Source organism: Vibrio sp. NH-UV-68 (assembly GCF_042940635.1).
Taxonomy (GTDB): domain Bacteria; phylum Pseudomonadota; class Gammaproteobacteria; order Enterobacterales; family Vibrionaceae; genus Vibrio; species Vibrio pacinii.
The window spans coordinates 2,211,872-2,230,641 of the sequence record NZ_CP134975.1; the positions used below are offsets into that span (position 1 = coordinate 2,211,872).

14 protein-coding genes and 2 tRNA genes are annotated in these 18,770 nt (G+C 45.1%); 9 read left to right on the plus strand and 7 right to left on the minus strand.

Features of this window, described 5'->3' with window-relative positions:
• Positions 1–137: 137 nt before the first annotated feature.
• A complete protein-coding gene (adhE, locus tag ViNHUV68_RS09970) occupies positions 138–2,837 on the minus strand; it encodes a bifunctional acetaldehyde-CoA/alcohol dehydrogenase (RefSeq protein WP_038172962.1) in 2,700 nt (899 codons plus the stop codon).
• Positions 2,838–3,450: 613 nt separating this feature from the next.
• Between adhE and ViNHUV68_RS09975 the strand changes: the two genes are divergently transcribed.
• Both ViNHUV68_RS09975 and ViNHUV68_RS09980 read left to right on the plus strand, forming a co-directional pair.
• A complete protein-coding gene (locus tag ViNHUV68_RS09975; protein ID WP_038172963.1) occupies positions 3,451–4,089 on the plus strand; it encodes a YchE family NAAT transporter in 639 nt (212 codons plus the stop codon).
• Between the two features lie 50 nt (positions 4,090–4,139).
• Positions 4,140–4,982: an ion transporter gene (locus ViNHUV68_RS09980; protein ID WP_391087854.1), complete on the plus strand. Its 843-nt coding sequence runs from the start codon at positions 4,140–4,142 to the stop codon at positions 4,980–4,982.
• 215 nt (positions 4,983–5,197) lie between these two features.
• Here the strand turns inward: ViNHUV68_RS09980 and asd are convergent, their stop codons facing one another.
• Positions 5,198–6,316, minus strand: a complete 1,119-nt coding sequence (gene asd, locus ViNHUV68_RS09985; protein WP_038172965.1) for an aspartate-semialdehyde dehydrogenase — start codon at positions 6,314–6,316, stop codon at positions 5,198–5,200.
• 440 nt (positions 6,317–6,756) lie between these two features.
• Between asd and nhaC the strand changes: the two genes are divergently transcribed.
• The gene (gene nhaC / locus ViNHUV68_RS09990) at positions 6,757–8,190 is read left to right on the plus strand and encodes a Na+/H+ antiporter NhaC (protein ID WP_038172967.1); all 1,434 of its coding nucleotides are present in this window, start codon (positions 6,757–6,759) and stop codon (positions 8,188–8,190) included.
• A 31-nt stretch (positions 8,191–8,221) separates the two neighbouring features.
• On the opposite strand, the gene ViNHUV68_RS09995 is transcribed toward nhaC, so the two are convergent.
• Positions 8,222–9,442 carry an Hpt domain-containing protein gene (locus ViNHUV68_RS09995; protein ID WP_391087858.1) on the minus strand — a complete coding sequence of 407 codons (1,221 nt, stop codon included), beginning with the start codon at positions 9,440–9,442 and terminating at the stop codon, positions 8,222–8,224.
• Between the two features lie 108 nt (positions 9,443–9,550).
• A complete protein-coding gene (yejK, locus tag ViNHUV68_RS10000) occupies positions 9,551–10,552 on the minus strand; it encodes a nucleoid-associated protein YejK (RefSeq protein WP_038172970.1) in 1,002 nt (333 codons plus the stop codon).
• Positions 10,553–10,636: 84 nt separating this feature from the next.
• Here yejK and ViNHUV68_RS10005 point away from each other — a divergent pair, with 84 nt between their 5' ends.
• From ViNHUV68_RS10005 to ViNHUV68_RS10020, 4 genes are all read left to right on the plus strand, one after another.
• Positions 10,637–10,852 (plus strand): YejL family protein, encoded by a 216-nt coding sequence (locus ViNHUV68_RS10005; protein ID WP_038172971.1) that lies wholly within the window; start codon positions 10,637–10,639, stop codon positions 10,850–10,852.
• 35 nt (positions 10,853–10,887) lie between these two features.
• Positions 10,888–12,693: a DUF3413 domain-containing protein gene (locus tag ViNHUV68_RS10010; RefSeq protein WP_391087862.1), complete on the plus strand. Its 1,806-nt coding sequence runs from the start codon at positions 10,888–10,890 to the stop codon at positions 12,691–12,693.
• A gap of 54 nt (positions 12,694–12,747) precedes the next feature.
• Positions 12,748–12,824, plus strand: a tRNA-Pro gene (locus ViNHUV68_RS10015).
• 273 nt (positions 12,825–13,097) lie between these two features.
• A tRNA-Ser gene (locus tag ViNHUV68_RS10020) sits at positions 13,098–13,188 on the plus strand.
• A 145-nt stretch (positions 13,189–13,333) separates the two neighbouring features.
• On the opposite strand, the gene ViNHUV68_RS10025 is transcribed toward ViNHUV68_RS10020, so the two are convergent.
• Both ViNHUV68_RS10025 and ViNHUV68_RS10030 read right to left on the minus strand, forming a co-directional pair.
• Positions 13,334–13,816: an NUDIX domain-containing protein gene (locus ViNHUV68_RS10025; RefSeq protein WP_391087865.1), complete on the minus strand. Its 483-nt coding sequence runs from the start codon at positions 13,814–13,816 to the stop codon at positions 13,334–13,336.
• A 36-nt stretch (positions 13,817–13,852) separates the two neighbouring features.
• Complete coding sequence (locus ViNHUV68_RS10030) at positions 13,853–14,773, minus strand: histone deacetylase (protein ID WP_391087868.1); 921 nt, start codon at positions 14,771–14,773, stop codon at positions 13,853–13,855.
• Between the two features lie 261 nt (positions 14,774–15,034).
• Here ViNHUV68_RS10030 and ViNHUV68_RS10035 point away from each other — a divergent pair, with 261 nt between their 5' ends.
• Positions 15,035–15,577, plus strand: a complete 543-nt coding sequence (locus ViNHUV68_RS10035) for a YbhB/YbcL family Raf kinase inhibitor-like protein (protein WP_391087870.1) — start codon at positions 15,035–15,037, stop codon at positions 15,575–15,577.
• Positions 15,578–15,799: 222 nt separating this feature from the next.
• A complete protein-coding gene (locus ViNHUV68_RS10040) occupies positions 15,800–16,786 on the plus strand; it encodes a DUF3080 family protein (protein ID WP_391087873.1) in 987 nt (328 codons plus the stop codon).
• On the opposite strand, the gene ViNHUV68_RS10045 is transcribed toward ViNHUV68_RS10040, so the two are convergent.
• Complete coding sequence (locus ViNHUV68_RS10045) at positions 16,783–18,741, minus strand: DNA topoisomerase 3 (protein WP_391087876.1); 1,959 nt, start codon at positions 18,739–18,741, stop codon at positions 16,783–16,785. The two genes, ViNHUV68_RS10040 and ViNHUV68_RS10045, sit on opposite strands and share 4 nt — an antisense overlap.
• Positions 18,742–18,770 lie beyond the last annotated feature (29 nt).

Consider the following 18,770-nt stretch of genomic DNA (forward strand, 5'->3'; position numbering starts at 1 on the left):
CTCTAACATCTCGAAGAACGAAGTCCACTCTCGCATCTACAAAAAAAAGCCCCAGTCTCTCGACTGGGGCTTGTTCTTTTCCCGATTTTTAGTAGGTTTCGTGCTAGCGAAAACCTATCTCATCACTAACATTTTACTTATGCGTTAGCTTTTGCTTTCTTCGCTTTTGGTGCGTCTTGAGCAACTTGATCTGCTTTCTTTTTGATTACAGTCGTACCTTCAAACGTTTCACCTTCAACGAAAGCTTTACCGTAGTAAGAAGCCATTAGCACTTCTTTTAGCTCAGTGATTAGAGGGTAACGTGGGTTAGCACCTGTACACTGGTCATCAAACGCTTCTACTGATAGCTCGTCTAATTTCGCAATGAAGTCAGATTCAGCAACACCAGCTGCTTGGATAGACAATGGAATGTCTAGGTCACCTTTCAGCTCTTCCAACCAAGTCAGTAGACGTTCAATCTTCTGAGCAGTACGGTCACCTGCTTGGCTTAGGCCAAGGTGGTCAGCAACTTCTGCATAACGACGACGTGCTTGTGGACGGTCGTATTGAGAGAATGCCGTTTGCTTAGTTGGGTTGTCGTTCGCGTTGTAACGTACCACGTTAGAGATTAGTAGAGCGTTCGCCAAGCCGTGCGGCAGGTGGAACTCAGCACCAATCTTGTGCGCCATAGAGTGACAAACACCTAGGAATGCGTTCGCAAAAGCAATGCCAGCGATTGTTGCTGCGTTATGTACTTTCTCACGAGCGATTGGGTCGCTTGCACCGTTTGCATAGCTTGATGGTAGGTACTCTTTAAGCATCTTAAGCGCTTGTAGAGCCTGACCGTCTGAGTATTCGTTAGCAAGAACAGATACATAAGCTTCAAGAGCGTGAGTTACTGCATCGTAACCACCGAACGCTGTTAGAGACTTAGGCATGTTCATTACTAGGTTCGCATCAACGATAGCCATGTTTGGCGTGATTTCGTAATCAGCTAGTGGGTACTTAGCACCAGTCTTGTCGTCTGTAACAACAGCAAATGGCGTAACCTCTGAACCCGTACCTGAAGTTGTAGTGATACATACAAGCTCAGCTTTTTGACCCATTTTAGGGAACTTGTAAATACGTTTACGGATATCCATAAAGCGCATTGCTAGTTCTTCGAAGTGAGTGTCTGGGTGCTCGTACATAACCCACATGATCTTAGCAGCATCCATTGGAGAGCCGCCACCTAGAGCAAGGATTACGTCAGGCTGGAAGCTCTTCATTGCTTCAGCGCCTTTCTCAACAACAGATAGCGTTGGATCCGCTTCTACGTCGAAGAAAGTTTGAACTTCGATGCCTTGTGCTTTAAGCAGGCGAACTACGTCATCTGCGTAACCGTTGTTGAATAGGAAACGGTCAGTGACTAGGAATGCGCGTTTCTTACCTTCTAGGTCGCTCATTGCGATTGGAAGGCTACCACGACGGAAGTAGATAGACTTAGGTAGTTTGTGCCACAACATGTTTTCAGCTCGCTTCGCTACAGTTTTCTTGTTGATTAGGTGCTTAGGACCTACGTTCTCAGAGATAGAGTTACCACCCCATGAACCACAACCTAGAGTTAGAGAAGGTGCAACGTTGAAGTTGTACAGGTCACCGATACCACCGTGAGTCGTCGGGATGTTGATTAGAATACGAGCGGTCTTCATCTTGTCACCGAAGTAACGGATGCGGTCTGCGTTAGTATCTTGGTTAGTGTAAAGACCAGATGTGTGACCGATACCACCGATTTCAACCATAGTTACCGCTTGAGCAACAGCGTCTTCGAAGTCGTCTGCGCGGAATAGACCTAGCGTTGGAGATAGTTTCTCGTGAGCGAATTCGTCATCGTAAGAAACTTTACCAAGACCTTCACCTACAAGTACTTTTGTATCAGCAGGAACTTTAACCCCCGCCATTTCAGCGATTGCTGGAGCAGGCTGACCTACGATTTTAGCGTTTAGGTTGCCGTCGATAAGCAGAACTTTACGTACTTTATCAGCGTCAGCTTTAGATAGAACGTGAGCTTTGTGAGAAGCGAAACGCTCTTTAACTTCGTCATAGACTTCGCTGACAACGATTGCAGCTTGCTCAGAAGCACAGACAACGCCGTTATCGAATGTTTTAGACATAAGGATAGATGCTACAGCACGTTTGATGTCAGCTGTTTCATCGATAACAACAGGAACGTTACCAGCACCAACACCGATAGCAGGCTTACCAGAAGAGTATGCTGCTTTAACCATGCCTGGACCACCAGTAGCAAGGATAAGTGCGATACCGTCGTGCTTCATAAGCGCGTTAGAAAGCTCTACAGATGGTTGGTCAATCCAACCGATGATGTCTTTTGGTGCGCCCGCGGCTACCGCTGCGTCTAGGACCAGTTTCGCTGCGTCGTTAGTTGAGTTCTTTGCACGTGGGTGTGGCGAGAAGATGATGCCGTTACGTGTCTTAAGAGAAATTAGAGATTTGAAGATTGCTGTAGAAGTTGGGTTCGTTGTTGGAACGATACCACAGATGATACCTACAGGCTCAGCGATAGTCATTGTGCCTAGGTTGTCATCTTCTTCTAGGATGCCACACGTTTTTTCGTCTTTGTATTTGTTGTAGATGAACTCTGAAGCAAAGTGGTTTTTGATAACTTTGTCTTCAACAATACCCATGCCAGACTCAGCAACCGCTTGTTGTGCTAGCGGGATACGAGCGTGGTTAGCTGCTAGAGATGCTGCGCGGAAGATTGCGTCCACTTTCTCTTGTGAGAAAGTCGCGAACTCTTCTTGAGCCGCTTTTACGCGAGCGACGAGAGCGTCTAGTTCAGCCAAATTAGTTACAGGCATAGTGAATCTCCTAAATTAATAAATATTAAAAACTTTTTATTAAGGTCACTGTCATCTTCAAAACAGACGTCTTAGTAAATTGCTTTCAGGGCTGAGTATATTATTTCAGGTTATGAAAAAAATTGACCCAGATCAGTTCTGAAAAACTATTTACTCATTTCGTGGTAGACCCTGTAAATCTTAAGACCTAACACATTGAATATTAAAGACTATCAACAATCGTGGCATTTGAATAAATTATCACCACTTAGAACAATTTTCTTGAAATACGACAACATTTTGTAAAAAGTTTTCATTTTTTGACTACAAACTTACATGTAGTCCGCAAACCTTGTGCCACTGAGAGTATATCTGGCGACCAAATTCCTCTAGCGTAATACTCAATTTTTATTGAAAATGTGCGAATGTTAACGTTTGTGTAAACAAGCAGGCCTTACTGCGATATTTTACGCAACAAAGTGTGTCATTAATATTTACATTCCTTTCAGACATAAGATTTTCTCAGTAATGAAATCCCTTTGACGTTAGTTTTTTTCATTCGTTCATGAGCATAATTTAGACTATATTCCGCAAATCACCTGTTCTTTATCTCACCTTAGTGGAGGTATCGTTTATGCAAACTTTCGAAGCTGCTATTTTCTTGCAGTTTTTCCTTGGCTTAGTCGCTGCGGTAAACCCTGTGGGTATCATGCCTGTTTTTGTTTCTCTTACTGGCCATATGACCATGGAAGAAAAACACAAAACAGCAACAACCGCTAACCTAGCCGTTGCGATTATTTTGATTATGTCATTACTCGCAGGGCAAATGCTGCTCGACATGTTCAGCATCTCACTAGACTCTTTCCGCGTCGCTGGCGGATTGCTATTGCTGAGTATTGCGTTTTCAATGATGAGCGGTAAGTTGGGCGAGGATAAACAGAACAAACAGGAAAAAAGTGAATACGTTAGCCGCGAACAAATTGGTGTGGTTCCATTGGCAATGCCTCTAATGGCAGGACCAGGTGCAATCAGTTCAACGATCGTCTACGGCGCACGTTACCCAAGCATGCTCGATACTGTTGGCATTGCCCTGACGATTGGCCTTTTCTGCTTGTGCTCTTGGTTGCTGTTTCGCTCAGCACCATTGATTGTCCGATTCTTAGGCCAAACTGGCATTAACGTCATTACTCGTATCATGGGCCTGATTTTGGGCGCTTTAGGTATTGAATTTATCGCCAATGGTCTACGTAACCTCTTTCCTGGGTTAGCCTGATCATTAATAAGTCGCTATGATAGAAAGATGCATTCACTGGTCTTTCTATCATGTCGCAAGATACACTTAAAAATCAGCTTTACATTATTATCTTTGGTACTCATACCCGAGCAGGAAAGGTATTTGATATCGCCCTTATCATTGCCATCCTTTCATCACTGATTGTTTTGGTATTAGAGTCTGTCCCCTCGATCCGCGCTCAGTGGGCACAACAATTGCGCTATCTTGAATACACGTTTACCGGCCTATTCACGATTGAATATTTGTTACGTCTTTACTGCTCACCCAAGCCTGCAGCCTATGCGAAAAGCTTTTATGGTGTGATTGATTTTCTCGCCATTTTGCCCACGTATTTAACCTTGTTCTTTCCGGCGGCTTCATTTATGGGCGTAATTCGCGCCATTCGTGTATTGCGTATATTTCGCGTGTTGAAGCTGGTACGTTACTTACAAGAATCCAATATTCTATTGCGTTCATTGCTTATGGCACGCAGAAAAATTTTGGTCTTCTTCAGTTCTCTCGCAATTCTTGTGACCATCTTCGGCGCTCTGATTTATATCATTGAAGGGCCTCAAAACGGCTTTACCAGTATTCCCAAAAGCATCTATTGGGCCATTGTGACCATTACTACCGTCGGTTACGGCGACTTAGTGCCTCAAACGCCTTTAGGTAAGGCTATCGCATCGTTAACCATGTTGATGGGCTATTCGATTATAGCGGTGCCGACAGGTATCATCACCGCAGAACTGCATCAAGAAATGAATGCTCACAAATCTTTGGTTCGGTGTCCTAATTGTTCACGCTCTGGGCATGAATCTGACGCCATGTATTGTAAACACTGCGGCGGCGAACTGGCAGATCCAGATAATCGAGTGGTCAGAACGAAAGAGTAATCCCTGCATTTCATCAATGGGGATAACGTATCTTTGTTTTGATTATGGATGGTTTTGATTATGGATGGTTTTGATTATCGCGAGTTTTGATATTGGAGACAAAAAAGGCTGACGTAAGAACGTCAGCCTTGATTTTTTACTAGCAATGCAGCTTATTACCAGAGGGCAACATGACTGAACAGGTCACACTCTCAACTCTAAGCAAGAGTCTGGTACTATTCGCCTTTCTCGGCAAGAATAATACGCAAGGTACGACGTAGTGGCTCAGCCGCGCCCCACAGCAATTGGTCACCAACGGTAAAGGCATTTAAGAAATCATCACCCATGGCCATTTTGCGCAAGCGGCCAACAGGGACTGAGAGCGTGCCAGTGACTTTGGCTGGAGTCAGTTCGGCGGCCGTGATGTCACGATCGTTTGGAATGACCTTAACCCAATCATTGTGCGTAGCGATCATCTCTTCAATCTCATCCATCGGCACATTTTGCTTGAGCTTAATGGTAAGAGCTTGAGAGTGACAGCGCATTGCACCGATACGGACGCACGTGCCATCGATTGGTACGGGTGCATCTTGGAAACCAAGGATCTTGTTCGCTTCCGCGCCAGCCTTCCACTCTTCTTTGCTCTGACCGTTATCGCGCTTCACATCGATCCATGGAATCAATGAGCCCGCCAAAGGTACACCAAACTTGTCCGTCGGGAACTGAGCAGAACGCATGGTATCTGCGACTTTCTTATCGATATCCAAGATAGAGCTTGAAGGATTTGCCAATTCAGAGCTGACCGAGTCGTTAATCACACCCATTTGAGAAATCAACTCGCGCATGTTTTGCGCACCCGCACCAGAGGCGGCTTGGTACGTCATCGCGCTAGTCCACTCAACCAAGCCCTTTTCAAATAGACCACCAAGGCCCATTAGCATCAAGCTAACGGTACAGTTACCGCCAACAAACGTGTTGGTGCCAGCGTGAATACCTTGTTGGATTTGACTTAGGTTAACAGGATCTAACGTAATGATTGAATCTTGCGCCATACGCAGTGTTGATGCCGCGTCAATCCAGTAGCCTTTCCAACCTGCTTGACGTAGTGCTGGGTATACTTTCTCTGTGTAACTTCCGCCTTGACAAGTGATCACTGCATCAAGCTGTTTGAGGCTCTCAATATCAAAAGCGTCTTGTAGTAGCCCAGTATCTTTGCCCAAATTTGGAGCTGGGATACCGACTTGAGATGTGCTGTAAAATACCGGTTCGATAAGATCGAAATCTTTTTCTTCTACCATGCGTTGCATCAGGACCGAACCTACCATGCCACGCCAACCGACTAAACCTACTCTCATTCTCAACTCTCCATGTAATCTAATTCAAAGGGGAATACACCAATATTCATTGTTCGAAGCAAAATCTCAAGGGAAATTGCGTTAAACGGTTAAATTTTAGCCATATCTGGTCATTTACTTGATCAAAGATAAATTTGGCTGATTTTATTGCCATTGTTATCTGGTTCGTCCTAAAAACATCAAGATTAAACAACACCGAAAAAAGCGTGCCACAAATCGTTTACATTACAAAACATTTCATTTGGTAAAATTTAACTTTTTACGACATTTTAATCTGCACATTAAACATTAAAAAGACTCAAATCACAGCAATTGGACATTTTCTCGAAATAATATTCTAGCTACTGTAAAGTACATCCTATCTAAAAAATGGGCTCACACCCTGTCTAAGTAAACTCATTTATTTGTATGCACTCATAACACTAATTAAGAGGCTCCTCATGACACAACACTCCCCCCGCCTGCCTAGCTTGTTGCAGGTTGTTGTCTCACTTGGGTTATTTCTTCTGCTTGCGTTCTCGTTCACCGCTAAGCTTGATCTCCCAATTCAACTGGCTTTGTATATTGGCTGGTTTATCATTATCGTTCTTGGCATTCGTTTAGGTCATCAATACAAAGATCTCGAAGTAGCGGCACTTAACGGTATTTCAAATGGTTTAGGTGCGGTATTGATCCTCTTAGCGGTTGGCGCTTTGGTCGGCACTTGGATTTCGGGCGGTATTGTTCCGACCATCATTTACTACGGTCTGAAAGCGATTCATCCCTCTATTTTCCTTCTCGCGACGATGATCATCTGTTCGTTGACCGCGCTGGCAACTGGTACCTCTTGGGGGGCTGCCGGTACTGCTGGTATTGCCATGATGGGGATTGGTCAAGGCCTTGGTGTCCCAGCACCGATTACCGCTGGTGCCGTACTGTCAGGATGTTATTTCGGCGACAAGATGTCCCCACTGTCTGACTCAGTAATTTTGGCTTCTTCTATGTCAAATGTTGAGGTTATGGAGCACATTAAAGGCATGCTGCCAGTGGCGCTAATTAGCTACATCATCACTGGTATTATGTTTACCGCATTTGGTTTCCACTACGCAGGTAACGTGGATATGTCCCAAGTGCAATCGGTTATTCAAGCCATGGAACAACAGTTCTACATCACCCCTTATTCGTTCGTTCCAGTCATTATCGTATTGGGTCTTTTGGCCATGCGTATGCCTTCATTCCCAGTGATTAGCTTTGGTTCTTTGTTAGGTATTATCTGGGCGGTGATGATCCAAGATGTCAATTTCCTTCAAGCATTCAACACCGCATGGGCACCGTTTGAAATTGAATCTGGCATTGGCTTTATTGACTCTATTCTAAACCGTGGCGGCATGTCCTCAATGCTTGGCTCTGTCGCAGTGATCGTATTTGGTCTTGGTTTTGGTGGCCTGCTGGATAAAGTAGGTGTGCTTGAAACTATTGCTAAACTGTTTGAACGAAGAGTTCAAAGCGCTGGTTCACTGGCCACCAGTACGATTGGTACTGCGTTTATGGGTAACGTTTTTGGCTCTGCAATGTATGTATCTTTGATTTTAACGCCAAAAATTTGCGCTAAAAACTACGACCGCTTGGGCTACAAACGTAAAAACCTATCGCGTAATGCTGAATTTGGCGGCACGTTGACGTCAGGCATGGTGCCTTGGAGTGATAATGGTATATACATGGCGAGTATTTTAGGTGTTGCGACGCTGTCTTATGCTCCCTTTATGTGGTTGAGCTTCGTTTGTATCATCGTCACTATCGTCACTTCATACATGGGCTGGTTCGTTGATAAATGTGAACCAACTGCTGAGGCGAGTGAAGAAGAGCAAACGCAATTAGCCAATCAAACCGTTTAATGTCTGAAGCGCCTCCAATGAGGCGCTTTTTTTAGGATTGATGACTTTGTAAAAATTGCTCACTTTCATAAATCGCTCGATCAAGTCGCAGCTTAAGCTCTTTCATCACCGAATCACTCGGCTGTTGACCCGATTTTATCGCAAGTTCTACTTCACCTGCTACTTCACGTAACTTCATCGCCGCCAAATTGCCTCCCACGCCTTTTAGACTATGTGCCTTGCGCTGTGCATCTTGGGGGGCATCACTAAGTAATTGCTGTATTCTTTCCGCGTCGCCAGTATGATCTTCAATGAAGACTTCCAATAACATGCAAACAGACTCGATATCATTGCTGAGAGAATCAAGCATTTTATCAAAATCGATCTCCGTTTCGTCTTTTAACTCCGTCATCGCCATCTTCTCCACATTTTCAGACACAGGTTCAACCTCCTCAAACAGCGGTGGTGCAGCCACAAGTGGCTTACTGGTTTTTTTTACAGGCTGGGAGTAACGTAAGCTATAAGCAATCAAGCCAACAAGCAGACAAAGGGTCAGCATGCTTACCCCACCAGCCAGCAGAATATAATCGGTGAGCAAACCATTGAACGCAATACGTTGTGTGTTGACCTGAGCGTAAACATCATGATTAATGAGTTTTTTTAATATGTACTGACCTTGGGCATAACCACTCAGTACTTGCGAAACCTGCGCCAATACCGATTGCAGATCTTTAGCTTGCTGAGCGGGCAGTGCTTCACTAAAAGTATAAATGTCATCGAGCTCACGATAAATTGCGGGGTTAGAGTCATTTTCACTGAAAATGGCATCCAGTACGTTGGTGGCCAATTTAAAATACAGTTGTGAAATCTCAGGCTCAAATTGGTACTTGTCGCGCATGGCGCGCATCGCTTCGACCAAGGTCAACAGATTTATATTGTTATCCAGATAGATTTGAGTCTGCTCAATATAGCGATCAGTGGTGTAAAACAGCTGTTGTGTATCAGGCACAAACCAGTAGTCTTGGCCATGGGTCTCTATTTGCAGTCGGAGCGCATAGACTAATTGCAGATCGAGGGACTCAACATCGGCACGTTCAATTCGTGACGGTGCATCTAGTGACAATGACTCGCGAAGGCCTTGCAGAGCACTACCGAGTTCATAAATTTGTTCTTTGGTTGTGAACGTAGAACGGTAATTACTGGCAATCAGTAACATGCTGATAAGCCAAAGGATCAATAGCCCCATTCCAAGTTTGAGTGTCTTGCCACCCATGCTCATCCTTAAAAAATATAAATTCCCTTTAATACAAGCATATACATTGTGGCGCAGAAGTGGAGGACTAACTACAAAAATGTTGCAGTTAGTCCTTCGATGATGAGGTTATTTATTGCGTGTCAATTGATCGCGCAAGTTAGGTGGCGTGCCTTTAATGGTTAAGGTATCGGTTTCTGGATCGTAGAATACACGTTCACCCATCAGCAAACTGTCAAAGCTGATGTTTAAGCCACCGCCCGCTCCGACATATTTTGTTAGTTTACGTACCGTCGCTCGATCAGCAGGAAAGCTCTCTTCCAGCTCATAGCCTTGAGCTTGGGTATAGTCGAGAAAGCTTGTGCCATCTTGTGATGAAGGTAATTCACCGGACAGTTCACGAACCTGTACTTCATCGCCCACTTTGATCTGTTCATTGCAGTAATCCGCAACTTGCTTCTTGTAACTGATCACTTCGTCTTTTTCGAGCTTTGAATCGGCACAGAAATCATCAACTGCTTGCATCAATACTTGGTTTTGTTGTTTGGTATCTAAACCAACTTCGGCTTGGAGAAAATCGAGGAAGAAGTCCGCCACCTTACGGCCAACGCGACCTTTGATGTAAGCTAAGTAACGATTGGATTGTTTGTCTGTTGCATAACTGGTTAAATCGATGCGTGCGGCAATGTCCATCTTGCTCAAATCAAGGTAATCGGTCGCACTAATATCTAGGCCTTCGGTCACTTTCAAGCTCTGGTTCGATGGGATAATCGCCACGAATAAATAGTCCGTTGCTAAAGATTGGTATTCCGCAATCACTAGAATACCTTCATCAGCAAATGGGTATTTGGCTAGCTCGTTTTTGAGACGATTGGCGCTTGATTGTGAGAAATCATAAAAACTTTGCTTTTCTTGACGTAAATCTTGCAACCACAACTGAAATTCGCTGTCAGACTTAAAGCTGCCAAAACCTTTGCCGGCTTTTGAATGAAATACTCGATGAAGCTCAGCAACCAGATTTTCAGTTGCAGCATCATTGGCAAGAGATTCAGCACGAAAGTTGACAACTAGTTCATCTGAATCGTTTTTTTGTAATTGGTGAAGGATAACGTTAGAGAGATGAAGGCTCATGATGAAATTTATCGCTGCGTAGGTTTCAGTTGCGTGGCATTGTAGGTTATCATAAGCCGCTTTACTATCATCATTAGAGTCTTTATGCCGATTACATCTAAATACAGTGACGCAAAAGTTGAACGCATCCTAGCGGAAGTTGCTGCTGTACTTGAAAAACATTCAGTTGGTCCAGATCTTGCCTTAATGATTGCAGGCAATATCGCTACCAATGTCTTAAATCAAGATGTTGGGGCTTCACAACGCAAAGCAATTGCTGAAAAATTCGCACAAGCACTTGTTTCTTCAGTTGAAGAATAAAACACCACAATAATAACGGATAATAGAACACTGACATGGTCGATAACGGAAACACATACGGCGAACGCGTGTCGCGTTTAGTGGGTTGGGGGCATTGGTTTGCCTTTTTCAACATCATTGCGGCAATGCTTATTGGAACCCGTTATATCACTCAGTCACCTTGGCCAGAAACCTTGCTCGGTCAGCTTTACCTTGCGGTATCTTGGGTTGGTCATTTTGGCTTTCTGGTTTTCGCTCTTTACTTGCTCGTTCTATTCCCGCTTACATTCGTCATACCGTCACGCAAGCTGTTCCGTTTGCTGGCGGTCTGTTTTGCTACCGTTGGCTTAACGATCCTATTGGTCGACACTCAGACCTATCAAACCATTAACTTGCACCTAACGCCTGTGGTGTGGGAAGTTTTGTTTAGCGATGAAAGCTCAAGAATAAGCGCCGACCTTCAGCACTTGTTTGTTGTACTACCTCTGATCTTTTTACTGCAATTGGCCTTGTCAGAGTGGGTATGGCGTAAGCAACGCAAACTGTCTCACAAACATGTCGGACGCCCTATCGCGGCGCTGTTTTTTGTCAGCTTTATCGCCAGCCACCTGATTTACGTTTGGGCTGACGCCTATTTTTACAATCCGATTACCGCCCAACGCGCCAACTTCCCGCTCTCTTACCCGATGACAGCAAAGTCGTTCATGGAGCGCCACGGACTGCTTGATCGCGAAGAGTATCTGCAGCGCCTTGAACAGAATCAAGACAGTGTCGAGTTGGTTCGTTACCCGCTAGAAAAAATTGAATTTAACCGCCGCGCTAACCCTCTCAATATCATGATTGTCAGTGTCAATAACCTGCGTAGCGATGTGTTAACCGAAGCATCGATGCCCGCCATGAATCAGTTCGCTAATAATCACCAGAATTTCACTAATCATTACAGTTCGAGCAATGACTCATTTGGCATATTTGGTCTATTTTATGGCCTGCCAAGCAGTTACGCGAGCAGCATTAGGACTCAAGGTTCGAAACCCATTCTTATCGACACACTGATCGATAAGAACTACCAATTTGGCTTATTTAGCGGCGATAACTTTGACGAGCCTCTCTATGGTGAAACCGTATTTCGTGGCATGAGCTTCAATGGTATCGCCTTTAACGACACCGAATCAGCAGACTCGCAAGCCATCGATGCATGGGCCAAATGGGCACAGCAACAAGGTAAAAAGCCTTGGTTTAGTTACCTAGAGCTCACCACCGTCGACAGTTTTACGGCTTACAGTGACACCAATAAAAAGCAATCTGCTGAAGAGAAACTCAAAGCAGGCTACCTTAAGTCAGTGGCAACAGCCGACCTTGAAATCAAGACCGTTCTTGAGCAGATCAAAGCGTTAGAGCTTGAAGACAATACCGTGGTGGTGATCACATCTAACCATGCGACGGAGTTTAACGAAACAGGGTCGAATAGCTGGGGGTCAAACTCCAATTTCAGCCAATATCAGCTAAAAGTCCCGATGGTTATTCAATGGCCAGGGAAAATCGCCGCCGAATATCAGCACAGAACCAGTCATCTCGATTTATCGGTAACGATTCTGCAAGACTTATTAGGCGTCTCATCGAACCCGAACGATTTTAGTAGTGGACGTAACTTGTTTGATGAGCGTAATCGTCGTTGGATTTTAGCTGGTGATTCACGTGAGCTAGCATTGATTACGACCAAGAACACCACGGTGATTGATAAATTTGGTAACTACAAATTATACGATGCCAACTATCAGCGCTTAAAAGATGACAATCCAACCTTGCCAGTCTTGATGCAAGGTTTGACTGAACTGCAACGTTTTTACGCTAAAAGCAACTAAATCATAATGTTATGGGATTGACCCAAGACCACTTTATGTTTAGATTACAGGTATCGGATATTAGCGCAGCTTGGTAGCGCACCACTCTGGGGGAGTGGGGGTCACTGGTTCGAATCCAGTATATCCGACCAATACACCTGAAAAAGAGAGCCTCGGCTCTCTTTTTTGCTTTTCGAGACTCTGCTTGGGTACACAAGCATAATTGCGACATCAGCGCGATATTTTTGTTTGTAGCATTGTTCATCGTAGTGAGCCTCAACGCCGCCTCTTTGCTAAATCCACTAGGTAAAGTGTAAAAATCAGTCATTCGAACTCATTTTTAAAGTCAAACGCTCAATAATGAATCAAACGCTATAAATAGGGGTTTACAAGTTTTCTCAACCCCTATATTATCCGCCCCATACGGAGAGATGGCTGAGTGGTTGAAAGCACCGGTCTTGAAAACCGGCGTACGTTAGTAGCGTACCTAGGGTTCAAATCCCTATCTCTCCGCCACATTAAAATGAAAAAAGCCACTGGATTCCAGTGGCTTTTTTCATTTCTAAATCTAACCAAGCCCCACGAGCATTACTTTTGAAGATGATCACTTGCCCCATGAGCATGAGGTCGGTGTTTTTCGGACAGCCAATAACCATTGCTGTCACAGTTGATTAATGTCTTCTCTTATTCCTTGCACATAGCTGCCAAGATGATTAGAAAACCGTCCTGCTTCAATTAGATCCAACACCTTGCCTTTGAGCTCTTTGGGGTAAATTCGCATATCTTCAAGTAACGGAATCGGCACCCAATCGAGCGCTTGAATATAATTCTCATCATTGAGCCCAACTAAATTGCTCAGGTGAGGGACACCTTGGTAATCATCAATCAGATAAAAGAATTCTGCGTTGTAGCGATCTAGGTGCGTTTCATAGAATTCGCGCACACAAATGAGCTCACCAACGTCGACCTTAAGCCCAGCTTCTTCGTTGAACTCACGGATCAAACATTGCTTAGTACTTTTATCGTCTTCTTCTAAACCGCCTCCGGGCGGAATCCAATACTCACCGCTAAAGTCTTTTACACGCAGTAACAACATGGCGCCATCACGAATCAATACCCCGGCAGCACGAATACGATGTTGCATAGCTTCCCCCTCTATTGTTATCCATAAAAACACGTGTTATCCATAAACACGGAACGCAGCCTCTAATAACTGCATATGTATCGGCACTAGTTGGTGATGATCGGTTCGATACCCTCCCCCCACGACACAGGCTATCGGTATCTGCATCTCCTTGGCGAGCGCAAGCATAAAGTGATCGCGTTGATAAATGGCAGCGGTAGAGACATCAAGGTAACCAAGCTCATCGTCTTGGTGAATATCAACTCCCGCATCGTAAATCACTACATCGGGTTGATGAAGATTCATGGCCATTGTGACAACACTAGTAAACGCACTTAAAAACTCGTCATCTTGAGTTTCTCGACTCAGCGCAACGTCTAAATCAGAGTCAGGCTTTCTGGCAGGAAAGTTCTTATCACAATGAAAAGATAAGGTTACGATGTCTGCCGCCTCACTACACAGTGTAGCTGTCCCATCACCATGATGCACATCACTGTCGATGATCAATACCTTATCCACTCCCGGTTGATGCAGTGCACGCTTAGCCGCCAAGACCAAGTCGTTAAACAAGCAAAATCCACTACCAAAGTCGTAGTGGGCATGGTGATAACCGCCGCTTAAGTGAATAGCCGATCCGTGCTCTAGTGCTTGCAGTACGGTTTCACACGTTCCTCCTGCTGAGGTGAGCGTGCGCTCAATCAGTGCTTCACTCCAAGGAAAGCCTATCCGACGCATTTTGGCTGCTGGCAGTTCTCCACTGATTAGCGCTTGCACATAACAAGGACTGTGGGTTTGTGCTACTTCTGTTGCCGTTAGCGGGTCAGGTTGAACCATACGAAATGCCATTTGCCACGGCGGTTGGCTCTCTCGGCGCCGCTCTACTGCTTGGTATAACAGGCGATATTTGTTAATCGGATAACGATGGCCGTCGGGCAACGGGAGCTGTGAGTAGATAGGGTGATAAATAAGAGCAATCATGGCGTTAGTGGAAAACGGGCAATAAGTGAAAGAATATCATAACCCTTTTAGCAATAAGCAGCTCACTCGTTTATAACAAATCGTTATCATCAGTTCATTCACCATCGTCCTAACCTTAGCAACCCAATCGCAGCTTAAAAAACTAATCATAGTGATTAAACTCCGTTAATCAATGTTCAAGTTAAACTCCAACCTATCAATAGAGACATCGTGGTCAAAATGAAATTTCTCAATTGAACGAATAGGATAAGGAAAGGAAACATGTACAATCTAGCAAAACCACTGTCGGCAATAGCGTTATTGGCGGCGCTATTTTCAAATGCTTCGACCGCATTGGAATTGACAAGCACTGATATTACCGAAGGCCATCCCATGGAAAAAACCTTTGAGTATGCTGGTTGGGGGTGTAGTGGTAAAAATCAATCGCCTCAATTACAGTGGCACGATATTCCAGAAGGAACCAAAAGCTTTGCTATTACCGCCTATGACCCAGATGCCCCGACTGGCAGTGGGTTTTGGCATTGGATCGCACTTGATCTGCCTGCAAAAACTGATCACCTTGTGCGAGGGGCAAAGATAAGTGAACTTGGTGGCCAAGAAGTACGTATTGACTATGGGTCAGTGGGTTTCGGTGGTGCTTGTCCGCCTGTTGGTGACGGAATGCACCGCTACCAATTTACGGTCTGGGCTCTGCCTAAAGCCTCGCTCGGGCTGGATGAAAATACCCCACCGGCAGTGGTCGGCTTTACTCTCAACAGTCTCGCTTTAGACAAAGCAACACTGACCGCGACCTATACTCGATAAGAGGCCAAGGAAGGGGGGGATACATCATTTTGATCACGTTACATACTTAAACAGTCTCAATAATGGCGTAATGTGTCCGCTCCCCCCCTCCTATCCTCAAGTTCAATATATCAAAAATCGATGACGGGTAGACGGGTGGTTGCAGACGGTTATTTGTAGATAATAGCTTGAGGTTGTCGTACTCCGATTCATCATTGCATCTTGACTAAAAGGATGGCGTTCATGAGCAAATCAACAAGACTTAATGCTTTATTGATGTCGCTATTGATCCTAACACTCAATGGCTGCTGGTCTGATAATCCACGCGACTGGTACCAAGCTTACTTAAGTCGAGTTGCCCGCGTTCAGGATGTTGAAACAGTCACCATAACGCAGCCCCCCTTAGCTCACTTGCCACGTAAGCGAGAGCTCTTCATCGATATAGAGCCGCTATCGATTGGCCTGTTAGACAGCTACCAACTGCGCCAGTGTGGGCTATTTAACCTTATAGCCGAACGCAATTCAGTACTGGGTAAAGTTGCCGATGAGTTTCACCGTTATGACTACCAACGGCAGCTGCTGATGGGTCTTGCCCAGTGCCAGGCGAACGACATCATCGATGCGCAGCTAAAACAAAAACTGGCGGAAATTGAAAACCAGAAACAAGCTCAACTTAATGCTCATCAATGGAACCTACTTTATACCAGTGAGGCCATGCAGCATCAGCTTTCAGGTAATCATTGGCTAGAGAAAGCGTTGACGCCGCAAGTGCAGCAAGTCGGCCAAGCACTTGAACATATTCAACGCGCTTTCACTGGCGAGCCACACCAAATCCAACAAGTGCAGGAAACGTTAGAAAAGAGTGCTGTTATAGGCAATCTGAACTTTTCATTGGTCAATGCGACGCATCAACTTGATACAGTCACCCGTCAACTCAATACCTTTGATGAAACAATTATCTGTGACGCGCAACGTGATACCACTAAATTCAAATATCTAAACAATGTCTTCGAACAACAATACGTTGGCGTTATTCAACCGTATATGGCGCAGCTCGATAGTTACTATCAGATCCTTAATCCAGCATTAACGCTGTTTGAACCTCAACCCGAACTTCATCCGTACGTTTATCCACTGGTAAACAATCACAACCAATTTCGCCGCGCTATCCGTGACCACGTTCATTACTGGCAACAATTATTTAAACGCTGCGGACGCCAAGTAGGTTAGCGCGTGTTAGTCCCTTTCTTTGCTGTTGGTTTTTTACGATAACCGCCTTTACTTCGCTTCTTGTAGGCAGGGCGTTCAACCTTAGGTAAATGACGCAATGACTCTGGCACTTCACCACGGCGAACCTGTTGCATCAATCCATCAATTCTTTGTTGCAAAGCCTGCATAAAGGGCTGATACGCTTGATTGCGCTCCGCCATTCCTTGCAGCTGATGCTCCCAGTTGGCCGTCATATCTGGATAGGTTGATTCTGCAGGTAACGCATGAATCAAGCCTCGCCCTGCCGCGCTGCTAAGTATTGCTTTACCTTGTCGTTGAAGAAGTTGGCGTTTAAACAAGGTATCGAGAATGCCCGCTCGAGTGGCTTCGGTACCAAGTCCATCGGTCTCTTTGAGGATCTTTTTTAGCTCTTTATCTTCAACAAAACGACCGATACCTGTCATCGCCTGAAGCAAAGTGGCTTCGGTAAAGTGTTTTGGAGGCTCGGTTTTACAATCTTTGATCTCACCCTCACGGCAAGTGAGCACACATCCTTCAGCCAAGGCTGGTACGCTATCGACATTGGCGTCCTCATCATCAATTTTACCCAGCAACGCTTTCCAACCAGCAGAGACCAATTGTCGACCTTTGGCAACAAAACTGCCACCCGCAATGTCAAACACTAACTTGGCTTCTGCATACACTGCCGCAGGGTAGAATTGCATCAAATATTGGCGCGCAATTTGTTGATAAACTTTCATTTCACTGGCAGAAAGCGCATTAAGTGACGCTTTCTTGGGAGTTGGAATAATGGCATGGTGCGCGTCGACCTTTTTATCATTCCACGCTTTCGACTTAAGTGATAGGTTCGCCCCCTGCACCGCTTGCTCAAGCTCTTTGGCATTATTACCGATCGCATCACAAACACTGCTTGCCTGAGCTAAATGCTCCAGCGGCAGATAGCGACAATCAGAACGTGGGTAGGTGATCAGTTTATGCTTTTCATACAACGACTGACAGGTATCTAACACTTGCTGCGCACTCATTGCAAAGCGCTTAGCGCAATCTATCTGCAGTGTTGATAACGAATAGGGCAGTGGCGCGGCTTGCTTGGTTTGTTTTTGCTCTGACTCCACCACGGTAGCTGGTTGATTGACAATGCGATTGGCAACATTCTCGACTAACTTTCGATTAAGGACTCGTCCCTCTTCATCTTGCCAAGGCTTGCAGGCTTCGCTCGGCTTCCAGCGGGCGCGGATATCAAATTGACGCGCATCGTCTTGATAAGGGATCAACGCATGCAAGGTAAAATAGTCACGTGGGGAGAAATTCTCTATCTCTTCGTCTCGACGCACAACTAAACCGAGTACAGGCGTTTGTACACGCCCGACCGACAATACACCTTGGTAGCCCGCCTTTTGGCCAAGCAGCGTATAAGCTCGCGACATATTCATCCCATACAACCAGTCAGCTCGCGAACGTGCCAAAGCAGAAACAGACAAAGGGATAAAGTCACGATTGCTGCGCATTTGATTCAGCGCACGTTTCACGGCGGGTAAGTTTAAGTCACTGATAAGTAAACGTTGCGCAGTTTGTTTTTTACTTTTAGTCACTTTGCAGTAGTCGAGGACTTCATCAACCAGCAATTGCCCCTCGCGGTCTGGATCGCCAGCATGAATGATCTGGCTCGACTCCTTAAGCAATTTACGCACGACAGAGAGTTGCTTGCTGGCCGACTTTCTCGGTCTTAATTGCCATACCTCAGGGACAATCGGTAAATCGGCGAGATTCCACTTTTTATAACGATCGTCATAAGCATCTGGCTCGACTTGTTCAAGCAAATGACCAATACACCAAGTAACCACATCACCGTTACCGCAACGGATAAAACCTTGGTCATTTTTTTTTGGTCCAGGGAGAGCCGCAGCAATCGCGCGGCCAAGGCTGGGTTTTTCGGCAATAAAAAGACGAGACATACAGTACAAATAGCCAGATACAATAAGGG

Excerpts from the sequence above, each read along its gene's own strand:
- adhE (WP_038172962.1), bottom strand. The coding sequence starts at position 2,837 with ATGCCTGTAACTAATTTGGCTGAACTAGACGCTCTCGTCGCTCGCGTA.
- ViNHUV68_RS09975 (WP_038172963.1), top strand. The coding sequence starts at position 3,451 with ATGCAAACTTTCGAAGCTGCTATTTTCTTGCAGTTTTTCCTTGGCTTA.
- ViNHUV68_RS09980 (WP_391087854.1), top strand. The coding sequence starts at position 4,140 with ATGTCGCAAGATACACTTAAAAATCAGCTTTACATTATTATCTTTGGT.
- asd (WP_038172965.1), bottom strand. The coding sequence starts at position 6,316 with ATGAGAGTAGGTTTAGTCGGTTGGCGTGGCATGGTAGGTTCGGTCCTG.
- nhaC (WP_038172967.1), top strand. The coding sequence starts at position 6,757 with ATGACACAACACTCCCCCCGCCTGCCTAGCTTGTTGCAGGTTGTTGTC.
- ViNHUV68_RS09995 (WP_391087858.1), bottom strand. The coding sequence starts at position 9,442 with ATGGGTGGCAAGACACTCAAACTTGGAATGGGGCTATTGATCCTTTGG.
- yejK (WP_038172970.1), bottom strand. The coding sequence starts at position 10,552 with ATGAGCCTTCATCTCTCTAACGTTATCCTTCACCAATTACAAAAAAAC.
- ViNHUV68_RS10005 (WP_038172971.1), top strand. The coding sequence starts at position 10,637 with ATGCCGATTACATCTAAATACAGTGACGCAAAAGTTGAACGCATCCTA.
- ViNHUV68_RS10010 (WP_391087862.1), top strand. The coding sequence starts at position 10,888 with ATGGTCGATAACGGAAACACATACGGCGAACGCGTGTCGCGTTTAGTG.
- ViNHUV68_RS10025 (WP_391087865.1), bottom strand. The coding sequence starts at position 13,816 with ATGCAACATCGTATTCGTGCTGCCGGGGTATTGATTCGTGATGGCGCC.
- ViNHUV68_RS10030 (WP_391087868.1), bottom strand. The coding sequence starts at position 14,773 with ATGATTGCTCTTATTTATCACCCTATCTACTCACAGCTCCCGTTGCCC.
- ViNHUV68_RS10035 (WP_391087870.1), top strand. The coding sequence starts at position 15,035 with ATGTACAATCTAGCAAAACCACTGTCGGCAATAGCGTTATTGGCGGCG.
- ViNHUV68_RS10040 (WP_391087873.1), top strand. The coding sequence starts at position 15,800 with ATGAGCAAATCAACAAGACTTAATGCTTTATTGATGTCGCTATTGATC.
- ViNHUV68_RS10045 (WP_391087876.1), bottom strand. The coding sequence starts at position 18,741 with ATGTCTCGTCTTTTTATTGCCGAAAAACCCAGCCTTGGCCGCGCGATT.